The organism is Streptomyces antarcticus (assembly GCF_026627255.1).
In the GTDB taxonomy this organism is placed as follows: Bacteria; Actinomycetota; Actinomycetes; order Streptomycetales; family Streptomycetaceae; genus Streptomyces; species Streptomyces antarcticus.
The window spans coordinates 105,344-124,306 of record NZ_JAPNLM010000018.1 but is presented as its reverse complement, the minus strand read 5'-3'; the positions used below and the strand labels follow the sequence as shown (position 1 = coordinate 124,306).

The 18,963-nt window shown below is 69.0% G+C and carries 18 protein-coding genes; 2 read left to right on the top strand and 16 right to left on the bottom strand.

The window, feature by feature from the left end; translation table 11 throughout:
- Window positions 1-21: 21 nt before the first annotated feature.
- The 11 genes from OTB16_RS25460 to OTB16_RS25410 all read right to left on the bottom strand — a co-directional run bounded on the left by OTB16_RS25460 (window position 22) and on the right by OTB16_RS25410 (window position 10,622).
- Window positions 22-519: a hypothetical protein gene (locus OTB16_RS25460; protein WP_185300057.1), complete on the bottom strand. Its 498-nt coding sequence runs from the start codon at window positions 517-519 to the stop codon at window positions 22-24.
- 26 nt (window positions 520-545) lie between these two features.
- Complete coding sequence (locus OTB16_RS25455; RefSeq protein ID WP_185300058.1) at window positions 546-1,316, bottom strand: hypothetical protein; 771 nt, start codon at window positions 1,314-1,316, stop codon at window positions 546-548.
- Window positions 1,317-2,121: 805 nt separating this feature from the next.
- Window positions 2,122-2,757 carry a hypothetical protein gene (locus OTB16_RS25450; protein WP_185302778.1) on the bottom strand — a complete coding sequence of 212 codons (636 nt, stop codon included), beginning with the start codon at window positions 2,755-2,757 and terminating at the stop codon, window positions 2,122-2,124.
- A gap of 81 nt (window positions 2,758-2,838) precedes the next feature.
- Window positions 2,839-3,309 (bottom strand): hypothetical protein, encoded by a 471-nt coding sequence (locus tag OTB16_RS25445; RefSeq protein WP_258050016.1) that lies wholly within the window; start codon window positions 3,307-3,309, stop codon window positions 2,839-2,841.
- 33 nt (window positions 3,310-3,342) lie between these two features.
- Window positions 3,343-4,848, bottom strand: coding sequence for an ATP-binding protein (locus tag OTB16_RS25440; RefSeq protein ID WP_185300060.1), 1,506 nt, complete (start codon window positions 4,846-4,848; stop codon window positions 3,343-3,345).
- A 26-nt stretch (window positions 4,849-4,874) separates the two neighbouring features.
- Window positions 4,875-5,327 carry a DUF6238 family protein gene (locus OTB16_RS25435; protein WP_185300061.1) on the bottom strand — a complete coding sequence of 151 codons (453 nt, stop codon included), beginning with the start codon at window positions 5,325-5,327 and terminating at the stop codon, window positions 4,875-4,877.
- A gap of 34 nt (window positions 5,328-5,361) precedes the next feature.
- Window positions 5,362-6,834 (bottom strand): SCO6880 family protein, encoded by a 1,473-nt coding sequence (locus OTB16_RS25430; protein WP_185300062.1) that lies wholly within the window; start codon window positions 6,832-6,834, stop codon window positions 5,362-5,364.
- Between the two features lie 142 nt (window positions 6,835-6,976).
- The gene (locus OTB16_RS25425; protein ID WP_185300063.1) at window positions 6,977-8,368 is read right to left on the bottom strand and encodes an SCO6881 family protein; all 1,392 of its coding nucleotides are present in this window, start codon (window positions 8,366-8,368) and stop codon (window positions 6,977-6,979) included.
- Between the two features lie 27 nt (window positions 8,369-8,395).
- Entirely contained in the window at window positions 8,396-9,085 is a 690-nt protein-coding gene (locus OTB16_RS25420) for a hypothetical protein (protein ID WP_185300064.1), read from the bottom strand.
- Entirely contained in the window at window positions 9,085-9,393 is a 309-nt protein-coding gene (locus OTB16_RS25415; RefSeq protein ID WP_185300065.1) for a DUF6112 family protein, read from the bottom strand. Before OTB16_RS25415 ends, OTB16_RS25420 begins: the two co-directional genes overlap by 1 nt.
- Before the next feature lie 89 nt (window positions 9,394-9,482).
- Window positions 9,483-10,622, bottom strand: a complete 1,140-nt coding sequence (locus tag OTB16_RS25410; RefSeq protein WP_267723118.1) for a C40 family peptidase — start codon at window positions 10,620-10,622, stop codon at window positions 9,483-9,485.
- A gap of 579 nt (window positions 10,623-11,201) precedes the next feature.
- Between OTB16_RS25410 and OTB16_RS25405 the strand changes: the two genes are divergently transcribed.
- The gene (locus OTB16_RS25405; RefSeq protein WP_185300067.1) at window positions 11,202-11,948 is read left to right on the top strand and encodes a DNA-methyltransferase; all 747 of its coding nucleotides are present in this window, start codon (window positions 11,202-11,204) and stop codon (window positions 11,946-11,948) included.
- 96 nt (window positions 11,949-12,044) lie between these two features.
- Here the strand turns inward: OTB16_RS25405 and OTB16_RS25400 are convergent, their stop codons facing one another.
- Entirely contained in the window at window positions 12,045-12,980 is a 936-nt protein-coding gene (locus tag OTB16_RS25400; RefSeq protein ID WP_185300068.1) for a DUF5655 domain-containing protein, read from the bottom strand.
- Window positions 12,981-13,238: 258 nt separating this feature from the next.
- Here OTB16_RS25400 and OTB16_RS25395 point away from each other — a divergent pair, with 258 nt between their 5' ends.
- On the top strand, window positions 13,239-14,435 hold the full coding sequence (locus OTB16_RS25395; protein WP_267723116.1) for a DUF6236 family protein: 1,197 nt from the start codon (window positions 13,239-13,241) through the stop codon (window positions 14,433-14,435).
- A gap of 831 nt (window positions 14,436-15,266) precedes the next feature.
- Here OTB16_RS25395 and OTB16_RS25390 read toward each other — a convergent pair.
- The 4 genes from OTB16_RS25390 to OTB16_RS25375 form a co-directional block, all read right to left on the bottom strand.
- Entirely contained in the window at window positions 15,267-16,118 is an 852-nt protein-coding gene (locus OTB16_RS25390; protein WP_267723115.1) for an immunity 49 family protein, read from the bottom strand.
- Window positions 16,119-16,315: 197 nt separating this feature from the next.
- The gene (locus tag OTB16_RS25385) at window positions 16,316-17,170 is read right to left on the bottom strand and encodes an immunity 49 family protein (RefSeq protein WP_267723114.1); all 855 of its coding nucleotides are present in this window, start codon (window positions 17,168-17,170) and stop codon (window positions 16,316-16,318) included.
- On the bottom strand, window positions 17,167-18,033 hold the full coding sequence (locus tag OTB16_RS25380; protein WP_267723113.1) for an immunity 49 family protein: 867 nt from the start codon (window positions 18,031-18,033) through the stop codon (window positions 17,167-17,169). Before OTB16_RS25380 ends, OTB16_RS25385 begins: the two co-directional genes overlap by 4 nt.
- A gap of 55 nt (window positions 18,034-18,088) precedes the next feature.
- The gene (locus tag OTB16_RS25375) at window positions 18,089-18,943 is read right to left on the bottom strand and encodes an immunity 49 family protein (protein WP_267723128.1); all 855 of its coding nucleotides are present in this window, start codon (window positions 18,941-18,943) and stop codon (window positions 18,089-18,091) included.
- Window positions 18,944-18,963: the final 20 nt, after the last annotated feature.

Here is an 18,963-nt window from a genome sequence, read left to right as displayed (position 1 = left end):
CCGAAGCGAGGCACCGGGCGGTCAGAAGTGGGGGTTCTCGGTCGGCCGGTCGGCTTCGGTGGCTGCCTGGAGCAGTTCCGAGAGGTCGTCGGGCTCGGAGGAGCGCTGGTCGATCCACCACCCGGCACGGGTGACGGTGCGAGCGGCCTCCTCGATCTCCTCCCACTCCGTCTCGCTGGTCTCGCCTTCGAGGACCAGGGCGGTGTAGGCAGCGGCGAGGACCTGGTGGCGACAGCGCACACCCCAGGCGACCGCTCGCTCGGTCCCCTCCAGAGGAGGCATCCGGTACTGCTGAGACCAGGCGTCGGATTCGGCCTGCTCTTCGGCCCGCTTGACCTCCAGCCAGGCGGCCTTGTCCTGCTCGTCGCCGTCCTTGGCGGCCCGCCAGCAGTCGGTGCACTCCTGCTTTGCGAGCCATTCGGCGAAGCCCGCGCGACGGTCGGCTGCCCGGTCGGACAGGTCGCGCTCGGCCTGATGCCCGCAGGAGTGGGTGATCTGCCAGATGGTCTTCACGGCCATGGGAACTGCTCCTTACGGAAGTTGGGTCAGCGATTGCGGGAGAACGCGATGCGCGGGTCGACCGGCCGGGCCGCCGGAGCGGACGCGGCGGGAGCGGGAACCGGCGCCTTGCCCGGGAGGCCGGCGCGGGCTGGGCTGGCGGCGAGCGCGGCGGCGCTAACGGGGAACTTGCGGGTGGTGAAGCCCTGACTGCGCTCGTGGCGCGCGGCTGGCGCGGGTGCAGGAGGGCGGCGCGCACTCACCTCCTGGGCGAGACGGGGCTGCACCGCGACCTGGAGATCGGATCGGTGCATCGACACCGTGGCGCTGGCGACCTTCTCCAGGGCCTCGCTTCGGTCGGCGGTGATGGGCAGCGTGTAGATATCCAGGTTCGGGTTCAGCCGCCAGCCGTGTTCCTCCAGGATCAGTCGGCCGCCGAGCGCGGAGGAGTGGTCGCTGGTGGCCGCGACGATGCCGAGCCGCGGATGCTCGGCGAACGCGACGTCGGGATCTATGCGCGGGGGCCGGTCACGGACGGGAGTCCCACCGGAGGCCAGCGAGGGGTCAAACGCGGCATCCACGTCGACCTGGTAGCCGGCCTTGCGTAGCAGTGCGACGGCCCGGGTGGCGCGACCCTGTCCGTCACGCTGCTGGTCGGCCAGCGCGTATAGCGTCGGCTGGTCAGGGACCGGGTGAAAGTCGAAGCCCTTCAACATCCATGTGCTGGCAGCGAGTTGTTTCGGGTTCGCAGCGACGATGCCGTAGTCGGGGTGGCGGCCGATTGCGATGTCGGGAAGCGAGTCGTAGTGGGTGGGCATTGCTGATCCATCCGGTGCAAGCTCGGGGGCAGAGGCGGTCGAGGGCCGGGATGGTTCTGCTGGTGCGGGACAAGGCGCACTCCAAGGCGGGAAGCGGTCAGCGACCGGGTACGGACGGGGGACGGGCGGCCGGCAGCGCGGGGCGCACGGCCGAAGCGGCTGGCAGTGGTGCTGGGCTCGTGCGCTGAGCGGTCGGCGAGAGCGCGAGGGCAGCAGTCACGCGCGGCGAGGCAGAGCCCGGCCGTGGAGGGACGTCGAGCTGATCAAGACGCGCGTCGACGGCGGCGAGCATCTTCGGGACACTGCCGCCGTGCCGTGCGTGGGGACCGGCTGGCTCCGAGTCGTAGATCACTTCGTGGAGTGTGGAGTCGTTGGGATGCCCGCGGGTCACCAGCCAGCTCTCGGGATGTCCGGGTGGATGGTCGGTCGACGGCTCCTGGGGTGGCGAGACGATCAACGAACTGCCGTCAGGGAGCGCGACGTGGACGATGTAGTCGCTGAGGCCGTACTCGACGGTGCACTCCAGGCCACGCTGCCGAAGGGGAGCGGTGAGGTGCCCGTACCCGTGCTCCCGTTCCGGGGCGCTGGCAGTGGAGTGCAGAGGAGGAGTGCTGGTGCGAGCGGTTACGGCGGCGACCTCCCGTCGGAGGGAGGACTGGTCGGGGTGCATGAGGCTTCTCCATGGCGGGGTGCCCCAGCAGCCGACGACGCGAGCCGCAGGCGCTGGGGCGATGGGGGTAGCGGCGTTCCATGAGGATCCGGCGAATGACCGGTTTGGTACCGCCAAGAATCAGTGCTAGAGGCGTCAGCGGGAACGACGCGGGGCCGCCGGGTTCGACGCGGGCGGTGCAGGAGGCGAAGCAGGGGGAGTCCCGCAGTTGCCTGGTGTGGACCGCGCGAGCGCTACCTGGGCACGTTCAGCCTGCGGAGGCTGATCTGTGTCCACCCGGTTGGCCAAGTAGTCGCCAGCCCGCGCGAGCGCCGGCCCTTGGTATGACAACTCGTCGGCGTAGTGCCAGCCTTCGGAATTGCGGATTTCCTCCGCCCGGCTCGCGTACATCTCTCGCGAACCGGGTTGTGAGGCGTCCATGAGCGCCAAGACCTGGTCCCACTCGTGCCGGATCTGGCCTGCTCGTTCCAGGCTGGTGTCGATGCCGCGTAGCCGCCGGAGGTCCTCGCTGATCGGCCCCTCGACGTAATCGGCACCGCTGGCGGCGGCGCGGACACCGGCCAGTACCTCGGGGCCGTGGGCGAGGAAGACCTCAACGTGCCTCCACGCCTCGGCGTCACGCTTCACCTTCCCGTCCGCATAGCCCTTCTCGTCGATGGGCCAGTTGTCGGTTCCGCAGAAGGAGTCCGAGACTGCATCCCAGGCGTCGGACGCCTGACCGATGCCGGTGGCGGCAGCAGCTAGGGCCGGGACATGCTGCCGCCACGCCAGGTGATCGGCGGTCGATGCTGGCTGGTCTTCATGGAGTGCGGGAATTTCGGGCACGATGGGTCCTTGTTCTTGTGCCTTTGCTCACCGCGAGCGCGGCAGTGAGCGGACGGCGGAGGGTGGGATGGGTGCAGGAGCCTGGGTCTGCTGGCCGACGGAAGGCCCGCTGACCGCCACGGCCGGGGAGATGCGAGCCGCCGCTGCCGCGCGGTGCGAGCGGGAGTGGATCTCGTGGCCCAGGCCCTCCCCCACGAGGTGCAGCTCGTCGCCGAGATCGGTTAGGCGGTCGGTCAGGGCGTCCAATTCGGAGGCGCTGCCACGGGCTCCGTGGGCGCGGCACCATTCCGAGGCGGTTTCGAGCATCTGGTGCAGCCGGGCCACCGCCCCGAAGTCGTCCGTGAGCGCCTCGTGGAACAGCTCGGCGAACTCCTCGGGACGGGCGGCAGCAAGGCGGTCGACCCAGCCACCAGTCGGTGCGATGGTGCGTGGACTCGCGCCCGAGGCGGCACCTCCCCCGTGGACTCGGTGGTCTGGTCGCGGTACGGTTAACGACACGGCTCAACTCCCTTGTTCAGTGCGGTAGTTGAGCTAGGCCGACATTCGGGCGTCGGTGTCGAACAGCTCTCGCTCGGCGGGGTGCAGGATGTGCTGGGTGATGAAGCTCCGGCCCGCGACCTTCCACAGGCCCCGGCCCTTGGTCAGGGCAGACACGGCCTGGGTCTCTACGCCGGTCAGGCCGAGCAGGGAAGCCGCAGCAGCGAGCTGGTCTGGTTCCTGGCGGTAGATGATGCGGGTGGAGCAGTCGGCCAACAGGCCCTCGGCCAGCACTCGGCCGCGCGAGCCAGCATCGCCTGCGCTGAGCAGGTCGCTGAGGCGGTGGATAACCATCAAGTTCGCGATGCCGAGTCCGCGAGAGAGCTTCCACTGCGACTGCATGCGTTCCAGCAGACCGACGTGCCGCATCACCCGCCACGCCTCGTCGTAGATCACCCAGCGCCTGCCCCCGTCCGGGTCGGCGAGCGCGGATTCCATCCATGCCGAAGCGCAGGTCATCGCCAGCACCAAGGCGGTGTCGTCACCGGACCCGCCGAGACGGGAGAGGTCGATGGACAGCATCGGGGTGGTCGGGTCGAAGGCCACCGTCGAGGGAGCGTCGAACATTCCGCTCAGGTCGCCGTGCACCAGCCGGCGAAGCGCATGCGCGAGGTCCTGTGCAGCGGGCCCCATGTGTCCGACCTGGTCGCCGAGGGCACGGTCGAGGCGCTCGGGCGAACCGAGGGCATGTGCGATCTCGCCGAGCAGCGGCACCGTGCCACAGGCGTCGGCCTCGGCGACGACCAGGTCGAGAGCAAGGTCCAGGGCGGTGTGCTCCATCGGCAGGAGATCGCGCTTCAGCACGGTGCGCGCCAGGCCCGCCAGGAGAAGGAGGCGGCGCTTTCGAACCTCGGTCGACCAGTCGCCCTCGCTCACCGAAGCGGGCCGGGCCGGAGCATCAAGCGGGTTCAGTCGACCCGGAAGCCCTGGTCCCAGCGCGATGCTGTAGCCGCCGAGGGCCTGCGCGACGGCCGTCCACTCTCCCTTGGGATCGCAGGGAACATAGACCCGGTAGCCATGGGCAATCGCTCGGGTAGCTATCGACTTGGCCAGCGCGGACTTGCCCATGCCGATGATCCCGGCCAAGACGGCGTTCGGATTCGTGAAGCCCTCGATCCGCCCGCTGCTGTACAGCGAGAACGGGTCGTAGCAGAACGCCGCCTCCGCGTGTACGTCCCGTCCGATGAAGATCCCTTCGGCGCCCAGGCCGCCCTCTGCGAGAAACGGATAGGCGCCGCTGACGGTGGCGGTGGTCATGCGGTGGGAGGGGAGGTTGAGCTTGCCGCCCCGGGCCGAGGAGGAGCCGGGGCGTCCGGACGGCGGGTAGGTCGGCCGCAGTTCCGGGTCGAGGTGTTCCTCGGCGCGGTGCTTCGGTGAGGCTCCGGCGAGGCGGGCCTGGCGGCGGGCCTCGGCGAAACCTGCGCGGGCGGCACGCTGCTCGGCGCGTGACGCTTTGCGGGGGACGAACAGGTGGGAGGCGCTGGCGCGGGTGCGGGGCATGAACGTTTCTCCAGACGGAAGGCGGGTCAGCGGCGGACGAGACCCGTGAACGGCGCGTGCAGGTCGGCCGGGGTGGTGCGGCGGCGCACCAGGTGCGCGGTGCGCTGGTGGCGCTGGCAGATGGTCAGCTCCGGCGCGCCCTCGGGCAGGCCCGCCTGGCACGCCTCGCGTTCGGGCACCTCGCCGGAGTCCGGGCGGGGTGCCGCGTGGTACGCGGCGTGGACGTGGTCGGCGGCCTGCCAGATCCGGGTGCGGGTGGCGCGGAGCTGGTCTCCTTCGACCGGCACGAGCTGGCCGGTGCGGGCGGCATGCGCATCGAGCAGGCCGTGCAGCGAGACAAGATGGGCGTGCAGGGCGTCCAGCTCCGCGCGCGTGGTGACTAGGGGACCACCCGGAATGTTGAGCGCTCGGTGGAAGTCGAGCGCGGCGGTGGCGAAGGGCACGAAGTCCTGCGCGGTCGGGCTAGCGGTGCGGGACATGGGGGTGCTCTTTCGGGGGGAAGGAGGGCCGGCATCAGGCGGCGAGGCCGAGCGGCATGGCGGCGACGGTGAACGCTTCGGCCTGCTGCCAGGTGAGTGGCCGGAGGTCGAGCTGGGCACCGACGGCGGCGGTCTCTACGACGGCGCAGGCGGAGCGGAGTTCCTCCTCCGAGTCCGCCGAAACGGTCAGTAGGCCGGTCAGGGCGACATCCGCGTGGCCCGCGATGAGCTGACGCTCTCGGGACTTGATGTCCTGGTACTCGATCGAGTCCGCCTCGGAATCGACCTGGCCCCGCCGGGCTCGCTCGGCGGCGTCGGCGATCACGCTGGACTTCTTGCGCTGCACGTCGCGCAGGGCGGCGTCCAGTCCCTTCGGCTCGTACGACAGCGACAGCGTGCGCCGGACCCCGGCGGTGAACAGGAGCTGGTGCAGGAAGCCCGCGCTGGTTTCGGTGCGGGGCCAGTTCTCCACCCAGTACGTGGCGTGGACGGCCGAGTCAGTCATGATGTGATCCGACTTCTCGACGACCACGACCGGACCGGCAGCAGCGGGCTCAGCCTCGGGGCGTCCTGCGGTAGACCAACGGTCGAGCGGTGCAAGGGCCTTGGGGTCATACGCGGTTCGCACGACGGCCGCGATCTCGCGGGCGGTGAGCCAGCCAGTGGGGTTGAGCCCGGCGGTTCGCGCGGCCTGATCGAAGGTCGAGGTCAGTTGCGCCAGGACGCTGAAGGACCCGGTGAGGCCGCCACCGGCCTGATTGATCAGCCGCCGTGCGGCCTTGGCGTCCAGGGACACCGCGACGTAAGCCTCGTGCGGTGCCGCCGCCGGGCCGGCGCTCTGGATCAGCTCGCTGTAGATCGCACCTGCTACGGGAGCATGGGGCTGGCCGTGCTCCTCCCAGTACCGGCGCAGCGCGTCACCAGAGTCCGGGACGGTGCGCTCGATCACCTGGATCCGGGCGACCTGACCGGTACGGGCCAGCGCGGCTATGGCACGCCCCCAGCCGTTGACGTTGGCGTTCTGGGTGCCCGGGTCGAGCAGCGCGTAGGCGCGGGAGGACACCTTGACGACGGCGGTCAGCGTGCCGGTGTGGGGGTTGTGGACCGCGCCGTACCGGCGGTCGGGTGCGGTGACCACGCGCAGGCTGGCGGCGGTACCGGGCAGGTGGAGGAGTCCTTCGCGGACCGGGCGCCGGGAAGGCCGGGTGAGCCAGATCAACTGGCCCCGCATTCGGCGCAGGACGTACCGGGTGACGATCGGAGCCCAGTCGGCCAGGGCGCGGCCTCGGTAGCGGACGAAGACGAGGAGGGCGATGGCGGCCCAGACCGGAATGAGTTCGAGGGCGCCGACCACGCCGCGGGTGAGGATCACGGCGAGCAGAAGAAGGCCGGTGAGGCTGACGACGATCAGTTGCGAGGCGGTCAGGCCGAGCAGGATGCCGCGCCGCGAGCGGTGCGGAAATTTGACGCTGGCCGTGGTGGCTTCGGCCTGGGGCTTGTCGGACATGGTGATTCCAGACGGTGGGAGCGGGCGGGGGCGGGGCGCGCGGCGCTCTTCTGGAGGTCATGGCAGGGCTCCGTTTCTGGTGATCGGTGGTGCGGGGCGTGGGGGCGGGCTGCGGGCGCAGCCCGCCCCCGGATGTGAGGGGTCAGGAACCCGACGGCGGCTGGCTGGGATAGATCCAGTTCGTCGGCGTCGGAGAGCCGGTTGCCGACGGCCCTGTGGAGGACGGCGGCGGTGCTGCAGAACCTGCCGGCGGCGCGGTACCAGCGCGGGTCACGCTGCTGCCCGCAGCCGAAGCGGCAGCGAACTGGCCACCCGCGGAGTCTCCTTCGGAACCTCCCGATTCGCCCTCGCCGGATCGGGTGATGAGCGGCGGGATACCGGGGCGCTGGATCAGGGCTCGACCCTTGTCACCGGAAGCGTTCGAGTCTTCGCCGTACCGGAAGCTGGTTTGCGGCTTGGACGGTCCGCCGTCGATGCCCTCCTTGCTGAGGTTGCCGCCGGAGGGGCTGATGCCGGAGGCGACACCGTCGCTGCCCGCGCCGGGGACCTGGCTCGGTCCCTGCGGTGCAGGCGTGCCGGTGCTGGCCTGCATCGCCAGACTGCCCGCGGTCTTCGCAGCCCCTGCGGCGACCGCCATGCCAGCGACGCCGGTGCGGTGCAGGTCGTCGTGGCCTCCGCCGTCGCTGGCCCAGTGGACGAACTTGTATGTGGCGTAAGGGCACAGCAGGACCAGCACCATCACGACGATGCCTGCCATCGCGTCGGACAGCGCGGCCATGCCGTCGTGGGCATCCGACTTGCCCATCGCCGAGACGCCGATGAGGAAGACCACGGTCATCAGGAGTTTCGAGACGACCAGCGTGGCGGTGGCCTCGATCCAGCCGCGCCGCCACCGCTTGGCGACCTCCCAGCCTCCACCGGCTCCGGCGAAGACAGCGAGGGCGACCAGGACCAGGACGCCGACCTTACGAGCGACCATGACGCCCCAGTACATGAACGCGCCGATCGCGCATCCTAGGGCGACCAGAGCTGGGACTCCCCAGCCGAGGCCGTACATCGCCCCCAGTTCGTTGACCTTCACCACACGGCGGATCGCATCGTCGACTGAGCTGTTGGCTGCTTTGAACAGGCCGTCGGACAGGGCGTCGACCACGGTGATGGCCACGGTCGTGAAGGCGATGGCGCAGAAGCTGAAGAGGATGCCCGTCATGGTGCCGATGGCTGCCTGAGCCAGGGCGCGTTCGTCCCGCCGCCAGGCCGCGAACATCAACTGGATGCAGAACGTACCGACGGTCAGCGCGAGCCCGATGGGAAGCAGTAGTTCGTAGTTGTCCCGGAACCAACCGGCGTTGAGATCGATGGCGGTGGTCTGGTTGACGGCCTTCGCAGCGAGGTCTGCAGCGCTGGCTGCCAGTTCGCCCGCCGACTTCGCGATCCATGCTCCGATGCCGTCGGTGACGGCCCCGGCGGGGTTGGTGGCGAAGTCAACAGCACCGCACACCTTGTCCATCAGCGGAAAGTCGCAGACTCCCATGGCGATACCTCCTTTCTGGATTGGTGGTCACGGCGCGACGGACGGCATGACGCCGGCCAGTGCACACGGGTGGGAAGGGCGGCACTGGACCGCGAGGGTGGTGACGCGGTTCTCCGCACCACCGGCAGACGAGCCCTTCCAGGCGATCGACTGCTTGCCGGAGACGGTCACGGCGTAGACGTACGCCTGTGTGATCGTTCCGGGATTCGCCTGAAGGGCCTGGGTGAACGAGTTCGGGAAGTGACCCTCGTTGACCTTGGCGGTGGCGAACTGGTCGTTGGCGGCCATTTCCTTCCACAGCACGGGCGAGGGAACGACCGCGTCGACCGAGGCGGGGTCGGCGTACTTGGTCTCGGTGGTCAGCCACCGGTGCAGGGCGGTCAGCAGCTCTGCCTGGGAGTACGCGCGGGTGTCGTAGGACCACAACGCCTCTGCAGCCGCCTTGCCGAACGCGATCGGATCGTGGGTGTCCGGTGGAGTCGGGAGGGAGCGATGGTGTGACCTCGGCGAGGGTGACCCGGACGGCGAAGCAGCCGACGAGGAAGGAGAAGACGAACTCGCGGGTGGGGCTTCAGCTTTGGAGGAGCCCCTGCCATCGCGGGTGAGGTAGGCAGCCAAGCCGGCGAGGGCGACGAGCACCACCAGAACGGCAGTGCCGAGCAGCGCCCGGCGGCGCACGCGAGATGCGCCGCCGGGGTTCGAGGAGTGGGAAGGCATTAGTGGACCTGCGTCCCCAGCGTGCTGAAGAACGCGACCACGCCGTTTGCGGCACCCAGCAGAAGGGCCGCGCCAGCGCTGACCAGCACGCCCTTCTTGCCGTTGGCCTCGGCCTGATGGCCGCCGGAGTGGTGGCCCCAGGCCCACACGCCCGCGCTGACGGCGAGCGCGCCGACCACTGCGATGATGCCGAAGAGGTTGACGGAGCCCATCACCTGCTTGAGGACGGCGAGGCCCGGCAGCCCGCCCTCGTTCGGCTTGATCCCCGGGTCGTAGGCGAGCTGGATGACCTTGTCGGCGAGATACATAACGAACTCCAGTTCGATTCATGGCACGCTGAAGCCCGAGCGGGCGGAGCGGCGATGCGAGAAGAAGGGGATGAGGGAAGAAGCGCCGGTCAGACGACTCGGCGGGCCGCGAGAATCTGCGATTTCCAGGACGCGAGAGTCGCGATGCGGACCACGTCACCGGTATGTGGGGCGTTGATGATCAGCCCCTGTCCGATGAACATGCCGACGTGTTCAGGGACGTCCGCCGTTCCTTCGGTGAAGACGAGGTCGCCGGGCTGGAGAGCGTCGGCCGAAGCCGCCTTACCCTCCTTGACCTGTGTGTATGTCGTCCGCGTCAAGGTGACCCCGGCGGCCTTGTACGCCTGCTGCATCAGGGAGGAGCAGTCGCACCGGCCCATGGGGTCGGGCCCGTGAGAGTCGGTGCAACTCCCGCCCCACTGGTACGCCGTGTTGAGCTGGCCGAGCGCCCAGCGGATCGCTGTCTGGACCTTCGCCGGAGCATCGGCCGGGATCTTGTATCCGGCCGGCACCGCGCCTGCCGGGATGGTCCCGAAGTCGGTTCCGTCCCCGCCGGTCGTACAACCGCCCGCGGTAGTGGATGCAGGGGTGCCGGCAGAGCCAGACGGAGAAGGGCTCGGCGACGCGCCGCCGGTCTTCGACAGCAGGGGTTCGATGGCCTTCTGCAGGGCGGTGGCCAGGGGCTCCCACTTGGCGTATGCCTCCGGGAAGCCTGACCGCTGTACCGCCTGAGCGGCCTGGGTGACGGACAGGGATTGCCAGCCGGAGACCTTCTGCAGCCCCTCGTAGAACTTGGTCGAGGAGTGGACCGGATCGAGGATCTCGTTCGCCGTGCCCCATCCCTGCGACGGCCGCTGCTGGAACAGTCCCAGCGAGTCGCGGTCGCCGTAGGTCAAGTTCCGAAGGCCGCTCTCCTGGAGGGCGGTTGCCAGGGCCACGACCTGGCCCCGGGCCGGAATGTGCATCGCGACGCCTGTGGCCTGGATGGTCTTGGCGTTGGGTACCTGGTCGGCTGGATCATCCAGACCCGGCACGGAGACTGCGCCCTTGTCGCCACCGTCCAGGATGGCCTTCACCTGTGAGGCAACGGCTGCGGTATCCACAGACTGTGCATCGCCGGTCGAGCAGGAGGCCGAAGCCGTACCGGCACCGATGGCGAGGATGGGAACGGCCAGCAGTAGCGGGCCGGAGGCGAAGAGACCGACGACGGCTCCGGTGGTCTTCTTCATCGCCGCTGCCGTTCACCGGTACGGCGGTGCCAGTCGGGCAGCGGTGTTGGGTCGGGGCGCGGGGGTGTCAGGGCATGCTGCATCGCAGCGGCTCCTCGTGGTTCGTAGGAGGCGCGGTGCCGACTTCTCGTGCAAAGCCGTCGGCACCGCGCCGATGTGAATCCGCCTCTCAGGGCGGGCCCGGGTCAGGGGAGTTGGTAGCTCCCGGACGCCGGTCTCGGGTCAAGCGCGGCAGCCAGCCGCGCTCGTAATCTCAGGCGGAACACCGGTTCTCCTCACGGCTTCTCGGACGAAGGGCTAACGGGCCTGCCGTGCTGCCCATTCGGACGAGACAACACGGATAAGCACAGGTCAGCGAGGGTGGAGCGCTGCTCTGCCCCGGTGACATGGCGAGACAGTAGACCCGGATTCCGGCCGCGCCAAACGGCTCCCGGGCTCGGCCTCGGACAGAGACAACGGCTCGTTAGGCGCGGCCGGAATTCGCGACTAACCTCCGGCGCAACCCCGCTCGAAACGACCGCTGTTGAGCGACGCCCGGAGCGGGTTCAGTCCCGCCGTGCCCTGAAAGAGGCCCCGCACATGAGCTACACGCTGCACCGAGGCGATGCCCTCACCGTGCTGAAGACCCTCCCGGACGAGAGCGTCAACGCCGTCATCACCGACCCGCCGTACAACTCCGGCGGGCGTACCAGTTCGGACCGCACCGGTCGCACCGCGCGAGCCAAGTACGTCACCAGCAACAGTGCGCACGACCTGCAGAACTTCCCCGGAGAGAACCGCGACCAGCGTTCCTACCGATCCTGGCTGACCGAACTGCTCACCGAGGCGTACCGGGCCTCGACCGAGCACGCGGTCGCCATGGTCTTCACCGACTGGCGCCAGGAACCGACTACCTCGGACGCCCTGCAGATGGCCGGGTGGACCTGGAGTGGCACCATCCCGTGGATCAAGCCCTCCAGCCGGCCCCGCAAGGGCGGGCCGAAGCAGGACTCGGAGTTCATCATCTGGGGCGTCAAGGGATCCCTCGACAACACCCGCGACCTCTACCTGCCGGGTCATTACATCGCCTCCCAGCCCCGCAAGGGCCGTGTCCACATCACCCAGAAGCCGGTCGAGGTCATGCAGCAGCTCGTCCAGGTCTGCCCCGAGGGCGGCACTGTGCTCGACCCGTTCACCGGCAGCGGCTCCACGGGGGTCGCGGCCCTGCGCGAGGGACGCCGCTTTGTGGGCGTCGAGCTGTCCGCGCACTACGCCGACGTCGCCGAGGAGCGGCTGCGCGCCGAACTGACAAAGGACGACTTCGAGCTGGCCGGTCCGGAGGCATGAGCATGAGAGCGGAGAGCCCGGGGTCCGCGGACCGCAGACGCCAAAGGGCGGCTGGAGCATCGAGTAACCGATGCTCCAGCCGCCCTTCTGTTTGCGTCAAGCCGCCTCGAATGCCCGCCGGATCAACGGCACCGCCTTCTCCAGGTCGGCTGCCGAAGCGAGGCGTACCTCCAGGTCCCCGGTCCCGAGGTGCCCGATGCCGCGCATGTCCCGGGTGAAGCCCTCCTCCAGCGCGACCGAATCCGGGTCGAGTCTGAGATAGACCAGGATCGCCTCGTGCTTTGGGCGGAAGAGCACCGACGCCACGTTCACCAGCCGCCGGTAGGCGATGTAGTGCCGCAGCGGCGCCACCTCGACCTCGCCCCATGCCGTGAGCGCGTCGTCCACCTCCGCGTACAGGTCCCGCAGGCACTCCGGTACGAGGCTGGCATCCGCCGGCGAAGGAGCCACCGGGGCCGCCGCCGCGACGTCGACCGCCGCCTCCCGCTCCCGATTTCGCCGGGACGAAGCGGCGGCCGGGAAGCCGGGCGAGGAGTCGACGAGCAGCAAGCTCAGCAGGCCGCCTTCGAAGATCCGGTAGCGCACCAGGTCGATCCGCTCGGGCAGCCGCTGCACGGCCACACGGTCGTGGTGGGAGAAGCTAGCCGCGATACAGACCATCCGAGGTCGACGCCAGTCAATCGACCCGGCAGCCTCCGCGCCCAGCACCTTCCGCACGAGTGCCTCGAACTCGTGGTGCGCCGACTCCAGCCAGGACAGGTACGAGACGGCCTGCGACAGCACCCCGCTGTCGGAGCCCTTTTTGAACTCGATCACTACAGGGCTGCCGTTCTCGTCCAGCCCGAGGGTGTCGATCCGGCCCCGGTGCCACGGACCGGTCGGGTACTCCGACGCTAGGAACCGGATACCGAGCATCGCCTCCAGGCCGGCCTCGACCCGCCGCTGCAGTTCGACCTCCAGCGCCACCGTCGAACCGGGCAGCTCGACGTCCCGCCCGCCTGCGTCTCGCCGGAACAACATCAGCTCGGCCATCACCGTCCCCCTCCCGTGATCGGTACAAGAGAAGCAATCGAAACGGGCAGAGGGATATTCCAGAGGGAAGGGAGCCGACGGCCTCGGGACGGTGGACCGCACTCGCGCAGCATCACCCACGGTGACGAGAGCGCGGCGTCGCATCAGTGGCTACCCTCCTCAACCCGCGCTGCTGGATGATGATCAGTACAGAGGTCAGGCTGGAATTGACTAGGGGTAGTGGGAAGCATGCGGCAGACCGGGTTGTACTACCCGTACGTGCACGTCCAGAACGATGACTGGATGAAGGTGGCGGCCTTGTACTGGCCGCAGTTGGCTCGCGTGGTTCCCCGGGACTACCCCGTCCGGGATTCAGAGACAGGCAAGGCCCTGGCCGATGGACTCGACTTCTTCGTTCCGGTTGAGCCCGGTGCGGCCCCCGCAGCCGTGGAGGCCCCCTTTCTGGAGACCATCCGCGAACACGCCGGGACGTTGCGCCGGTACTACGAGATCCGCGAATGGCAGATCCGCGAGAGCACGGTCGTACCGCCGTCCTTGCGGCGTACCAACCTCTACGTCCCGAACGCCCATAGAGATACCCATTCCGACGGCCGCCCTGGTGGGTACATCGCTCATTTGTACTGGCAGGAGGTCTCACCGGTCCTACGTGAGGCGCTGATCGCTGAAGGGCTGGCCATCAACGCGGACCGCCCCACGTTCGAGGGGCGGGAGACGTCCGGCACGTGGATCTCTATGGACCCGATGCTGGCGTGGGTCTACAAGTGTGCGCTGACCGATGAGCTTGCGCGGCGTAACCACCTGGTGCCGACAACGGACCAGATGGCGGCGCACCGGGCGAGCCAGGAATGGGACACCGAACGTGTCAGGACCGTTCTGCTGCGGGGCCGGCAACCGCGGGCCGACCAGTCCGTGTCCGCGGTTCTGGGAGAGCTGGCCGTCCGGATGGTCCTGCCAGCAGACCTGGCGAATGTGTCGGTCGGTAAGGTGATCGAACTCCGGCAGAAACACGGGGCCGAGTTCGAGACCTTCATGGATGAGGTCGACAGCGTTGCACGTGAGATGCAGGAGCACCTCGCGGAGATCGAGGATCGCGAAGTTCTCGCCGCCCGCCTGCGACAGTTGCACCGGACCCGCTTCGAGCGCCCACTGAACGACCTCAAGGCCGCGATGAAGAGCCTCAAGATCGACGCGGCCACTGGAGTGCTCAACGTTCAGACGGAAGCGCCTGCAGTCTTGGGAGCCGTGGGCGGCTATGCGGCGGGAGGGCTGCCCTACGCCTCCGCCCTTGGCCTCGCTTTCGGCCTGGTGGGCTACCAGCGGCAGATCAGCAAGCAGCGCGACGAGGCCCTCAGCAATTCCCCGGTTTCCTTCCTCCTTCAGGTGGAGAACGGCCTGCGGCCCACAAGCGTGATGCGCCGCCTCACCCATCGTGCCCCCCGCGTGCTCGGGGCGTGACGGCGGATGCGCGCTGCCTGGAGGTCAGGGCGTTGGGTGAGGTAGTGGCTGTGTCGGCAGGGCGTCACGTCGCAGAGTCCCGCCCGCCGCTTCTGCCGGCAGCGGTACGAGCATGCACGGGGCTGGCCGGAGGAGGAGTACACGGTGTGGCCTGTAGGAGTCCGACAACCCCATCGATACGGCGTCTTGTCGTCTGCTGGGCCAGTCTCGGTGGCCAGCCGGTGGCCGGATGCCTTTGGACAGTGCATCACGAGGTAGCAGGGGTCAACCCGTCGCATGTGCTCTGATCAGGCACGACATCACCCGACGGCATCACGCAGCATCCGGCGGCATGATCGCTCACGGTCTCGTAATGCGTAGGTCTCGGGTTCGAATCCCGAAGGCGGCTCGGATTAGCCCCAGGACTCACTCGCCGTGACCTGGGGCTTTTTCATGTCCTGTGGCCTTGCGCCGGAGCCGGGCGGGGAACTGCCGGACGGCCGGACGGGTCGATGGGGGACGAGCGTGCGTGACGGGTGCGTGTGTACGCGGCCGCGCCGGTTGGCAGGGGGTCGAGGAAGCTGCCGGCTGCCGGGGTCAACCGTTTCTCGAATCCAGCGGCTTCGATCCGGCCCGTGGGCAGCAGCCGCTGCGCCGGGGAGGCCCACGTGCGCGGTGTGCAGGGTGCCGGGGGTGCGGATGAGGGCTTCGGCGAGGCTCCCCGTGTTCACCCCGACCAGGCTCCAGCCCGCTCCGACGCCGCGCGCGTTGCCGGGCGATGACCCGGGTCCCCGTCGACATCCGGGTCATCCACGTTGCCGCCGAGGCACTGGGCTCGTCACGTAGTCCGCTCTACGTGGGGAATTCGCCGCACCAGTTGCCGACGAGGAGGGTGGCGGGCAGGTATTCGGACTCGACCTCGATCGGAATGCCCTCGTTCTGGGCGAAGCAGGCCACGGCGAGCGGAGCGAGGGCAACGAGACCCGAGACCCGGGCCGCCCGGCCCTCGTCGGTCCAGTACTCCAAGTGCCACTCCAGGGCTGCGGCGAGGGCGCGGTTGAAGCCGGCGTGGTCCCCGCGAACGACGCGGTGGAACATCTCCATCGGCGGATACATCAGCTTGCCCGCGGCTTCCGGATGAGTGGCGACTGCTGGGTCCGTGCCGTCGATCGCGGCCACCAGCTTCGCGCTGAGGCCGTCACCACCGAGCCAGTAGGTCTGCAGCGCGTCGATCCAGGCGTACTCGAACGCGTCGAATTGCGCGTTGTTGTCCCGGAGCAGCGACAGCGGCACCCGGCACAGGCCCGTGATCCTGTCCCGCTCCCGGCACACCACGGCCAGGTAGAAGGCGGTCAGCCAGGTACCCGGCGTCACGTACCGCTGCGGGCCGGTGGCCCGGAGCGTACGGTCCTCGTGCGCGATCCGGCACTGCACCTGGCCCTCGGTCGCGGTCGCGGTGGCGAACACGGCCGAACCGACCTGCATGGCGTTCACCCAGGCATCCCACGTGGGAAAGATCGACCCCCGCGGATCCGTCAGGCAGCGCACCTTGGCCACCATGAGCGTGGTGTCCAAGGCTTCGCCCAGACCAGTCGGGTCCGCCTCCAGACCATCGATCCACCCCTCCGCACTCTCCTTGAGCACGGTGAGCGCTGCTTCCGCGTTCTCTGTGGGGAAGGGATGGCGGGGGATGACCGAAACCAAGGCGTTTCTCCTTAAAAGAGCTTGAATTCTTTGAGTACGGCTCCAGCATACGTACCGGTGTTTTCGGAGGCCTGGACGTAGACGTACGCGTCGAACTCGGCGCCGGAGGCCCGCAGGAACTCCACCGGCACCTGCGCCAGCTGGTTCAGGGGGGCAGCCGCACCCCTCGCGAGCGCCTGCCCGCAGGTGTCCGGGCATCACGTGTCGAACTCGCCTACCCAGGAACGGTCCAGGAGGCGGACGGGGAGGTAGTCGGACTCGACCTCGATGGGGAAGCCCGCGTCGTGCGCGAGGCAGGCGATCGCGAGCGGCCCGAGGGCCAGGAAGCCCGCGATGTCCCCCGAGCGTTCCGGTGTGCTCCAGTACGCCTTGTGGAGTTCCAGAGCCTCCGCGAGCGCCTGGTTGAATCCGTCGTGGTCCTTGCGCAGGAACTGGTGGAAGAGGTTGACCGGCGGGTACAGCACGCACTGGAGCAGATCGCGCGGCGCGATCGTGGCGATGTCCGGGTGGGACTGCTCGATGGCCGACGTGAGCTTCTCCAGCAGGCCCGGCTGCTCGCGCCAGTACGTCTGCAGGGCATCCACCCAGTGGTAGACGTACTCGTCGCCCTCGGCGCCGGACGACCGGAGGAGATCGAGGGGAACCCGGCACATTGCGTCCATGCGGGGCTGGTCCCGGCAGACGATGACGAACCAGAGCACGGTCAGCCAGTTGCCGGCATTCGCGTGGGGCTGGGGTCCCGTGGCCTTGATGGTCCGTACTTCGTGCGCGATGCGCGCTTCGATCCCGCCGTCGGTGACGGAGGCGGCTGCGAAGGCCGCCGCACCCACCTGCATGGCGGAGACGGTGGCGTCCCACGTGGCGAAGCGGTTGGCGCGCGGGTTGAGGGCCTGGTGCGCCTGAACCAGCAGGAGTGCCTCGTTCAGCGCCGTGCCGACCGTCGAGGGCGAGGCATCCAGACTCCGGATGCGCGTCTCGAACTCGTCCGCCAGACGCTCGGTGACCTGCTCGTCGACCGCGGGAACAATGTGCCGCACCACCCTTGCCGTCACGTCGCGAACTCGCCGACCCAGGTGCGCTTGAGCAGGTGCTTGGGCAGGTACGCGGACTCGACCGTGAACACCATGTCGACGTCGTACGCCATGCATGCCATGGCCAGCGGAGCCAGGGCGACGAGGCCGTCACCACTCAGGGAGCGGGCCTGATTGGCGGTCCAGTACTCCTTGTGCCGGTTCAGGGCATTCACCAAGGAGTCGTTGAAGGCCTGGTCCTCGCGCCGCACGTACAGCTGGAAGAGCTCGAGCGGGGGGTGAAGGATCTTCAGCATCAGCTCGGAGCCCGCGATCGGTGCGCGCTCCGGGGCAGTGCCCTGAACCGCGGTGACCAGGGTGTCCCACACCTCCGAGCGGCCCAACCAGAAGTGCTGCAGGGTCTCGATCCAGGCGTAGACGTACGCGTCGAACTCGGCGCCGGAGGCGCGCAGGAACTCCACCGGCACCTGCGCCAGCTGGTTCAGCCGGTCGTTCTCGCGGCAGATCAGTGCGAGGTAGAAGGCGGTCAGCCAGTTCCCGGCATGCAGGTACTCCTGCGGGCCGGTCGCTGGCAGCTTGCGGATCTCGTCCAAGGTTCCGACGCGGCAGGCGACCGGCCCCTCCTGCGCGGTCCCGGCGGCGAACAGCGCCGGACCCACTTGCATGGCCAGGACCCACGACTCCCAGGTCTCCAGGTCCCCTGCCACGGGGTCGTGGAGGCAGCGCCACTTGGCCGCGGAGATCGTCAGCGCCGGCGCGTCGTAGCGATCGTCCTCGGAGGTCTCGATCCCGTCGACTGCTTCCCGGGCCGACGCGGCGACCGGGGCCGTGGTCACGGCCGCCGCGGCCGTACGGAACGGGTGGCGGGGGACGGCGGTGGTCATGTGTGCCTTACGTGCGTTGTGGGGCCGGGGGTGTGCTGCCCGTGGTCTTGCGTTGCTACGCGTCGAACTCGCCGCGCCAGGCGAAGTCGAGGAGGGCTTCGGGCAGGTAGCCGGACTCGATCTCGACCGGGACGCCGTTGGCCTTCGCCAGGCAGGCGATCGCCAGGGGGCCGAGGGCCACGACTCCCAGGATGTTCGAGGCGCGGTCCTCGTCGGCGGTCCAGTACTCCTTGTGCCAAAGGACGGCGTCGGCCAGGGCTTCCTTGAAGCCTGCGAGGTCGTTGCGCAGGTAGCGGTAGAGCATGGTGATCGGCGGGTAGCGGAGCTTGCTCATCTCCTCCGCGTCGACGACGCGGGCCTGCTCGGGAGCGCTCAGGTCGACGGCGCGGATCAGGTGCGTGCGCAGGTCGTCCCGGCGGAGCCAGAAGCTCTGGAGGGTCTCCACCCAGGCGTAGGTGTACTCGTCCAGGGCGCCGCCGAAGTCGCGCAGCAGGGACACCGGGATCCGGGCCAGCATGTCGAGGCGGGCTGCCTCACGGCAGATCATCGCGAGGTAGAAGGCATCGAGCCATGTCTCCGCGTTGAGGTAGGGCTGCGGCCCTGTGGTGGCGAGGTGCCGTTCCTCTTGGCGGATCTTGCAGGTGACCGTTTCCAGGTCGGAAGCGGCGGCGGCGAAGACCGCCGAGTGCACCTGCATGGCCAGCAGCCAGGACTCCCACGTCTCCAGCATGACGGCGCCGGGGTCCCCCACGGTGCGGACGAGGGCGACGTTCAGCGACTCCATGACGGCATCCGCTCTGGAGTTGTGGGAGGTCTCGATCCTCTCCAGCGATTCGGACAGCGACTTCTCCATGACGGGAACCACCGCCGCCATCTCGTTCTTCGGGTAGTCCTGGCGAGGCACGATCACGGTCAAGTGCCCTCCACGTG

Excerpts from the sequence above, each read along its gene's own strand:
- OTB16_RS25460 (WP_185300057.1), bottom strand. The coding sequence starts at position 519 with ATGGCCGTGAAGACCATCTGGCAGATCACCCACTCCTGCGGGCATCAG.
- OTB16_RS25455 (WP_185300058.1), bottom strand. The coding sequence starts at position 1,316 with ATGCCCACCCACTACGACTCGCTTCCCGACATCGCAATCGGCCGCCAC.
- OTB16_RS25440 (WP_185300060.1), bottom strand. The coding sequence starts at position 4,848 with ATGCCCCGCACCCGCGCCAGCGCCTCCCACCTGTTCGTCCCCCGCAAA.
- OTB16_RS25435 (WP_185300061.1), bottom strand. The coding sequence starts at position 5,327 with ATGTCCCGCACCGCTAGCCCGACCGCGCAGGACTTCGTGCCCTTCGCC.
- OTB16_RS25430 (WP_185300062.1), bottom strand. The coding sequence starts at position 6,834 with ATGTCCGACAAGCCCCAGGCCGAAGCCACCACGGCCAGCGTCAAATTT.
- OTB16_RS25425 (WP_185300063.1), bottom strand. The coding sequence starts at position 8,368 with ATGGGAGTCTGCGACTTTCCGCTGATGGACAAGGTGTGCGGTGCTGTT.
- OTB16_RS25420 (WP_185300064.1), bottom strand. The coding sequence starts at position 9,085 with ATGCCTTCCCACTCCTCGAACCCCGGCGGCGCATCTCGCGTGCGCCGC.
- OTB16_RS25415 (WP_185300065.1), bottom strand. The coding sequence starts at position 9,393 with ATGTATCTCGCCGACAAGGTCATCCAGCTCGCCTACGACCCGGGGATC.
- OTB16_RS25410 (WP_267723118.1), bottom strand. The coding sequence starts at position 10,622 with ATGAAGAAGACCACCGGAGCCGTCGTCGGTCTCTTCGCCTCCGGCCCG.
- OTB16_RS25405 (WP_185300067.1), top strand. The coding sequence starts at position 11,202 with ATGAGCTACACGCTGCACCGAGGCGATGCCCTCACCGTGCTGAAGACC.
- OTB16_RS25400 (WP_185300068.1), bottom strand. The coding sequence starts at position 12,980 with ATGGCCGAGCTGATGTTGTTCCGGCGAGACGCAGGCGGGCGGGACGTC.
- OTB16_RS25380 (WP_267723113.1), bottom strand. The coding sequence starts at position 18,033 with ATGACCACCGCCGTCCCCCGCCACCCGTTCCGTACGGCCGCGGCGGCC.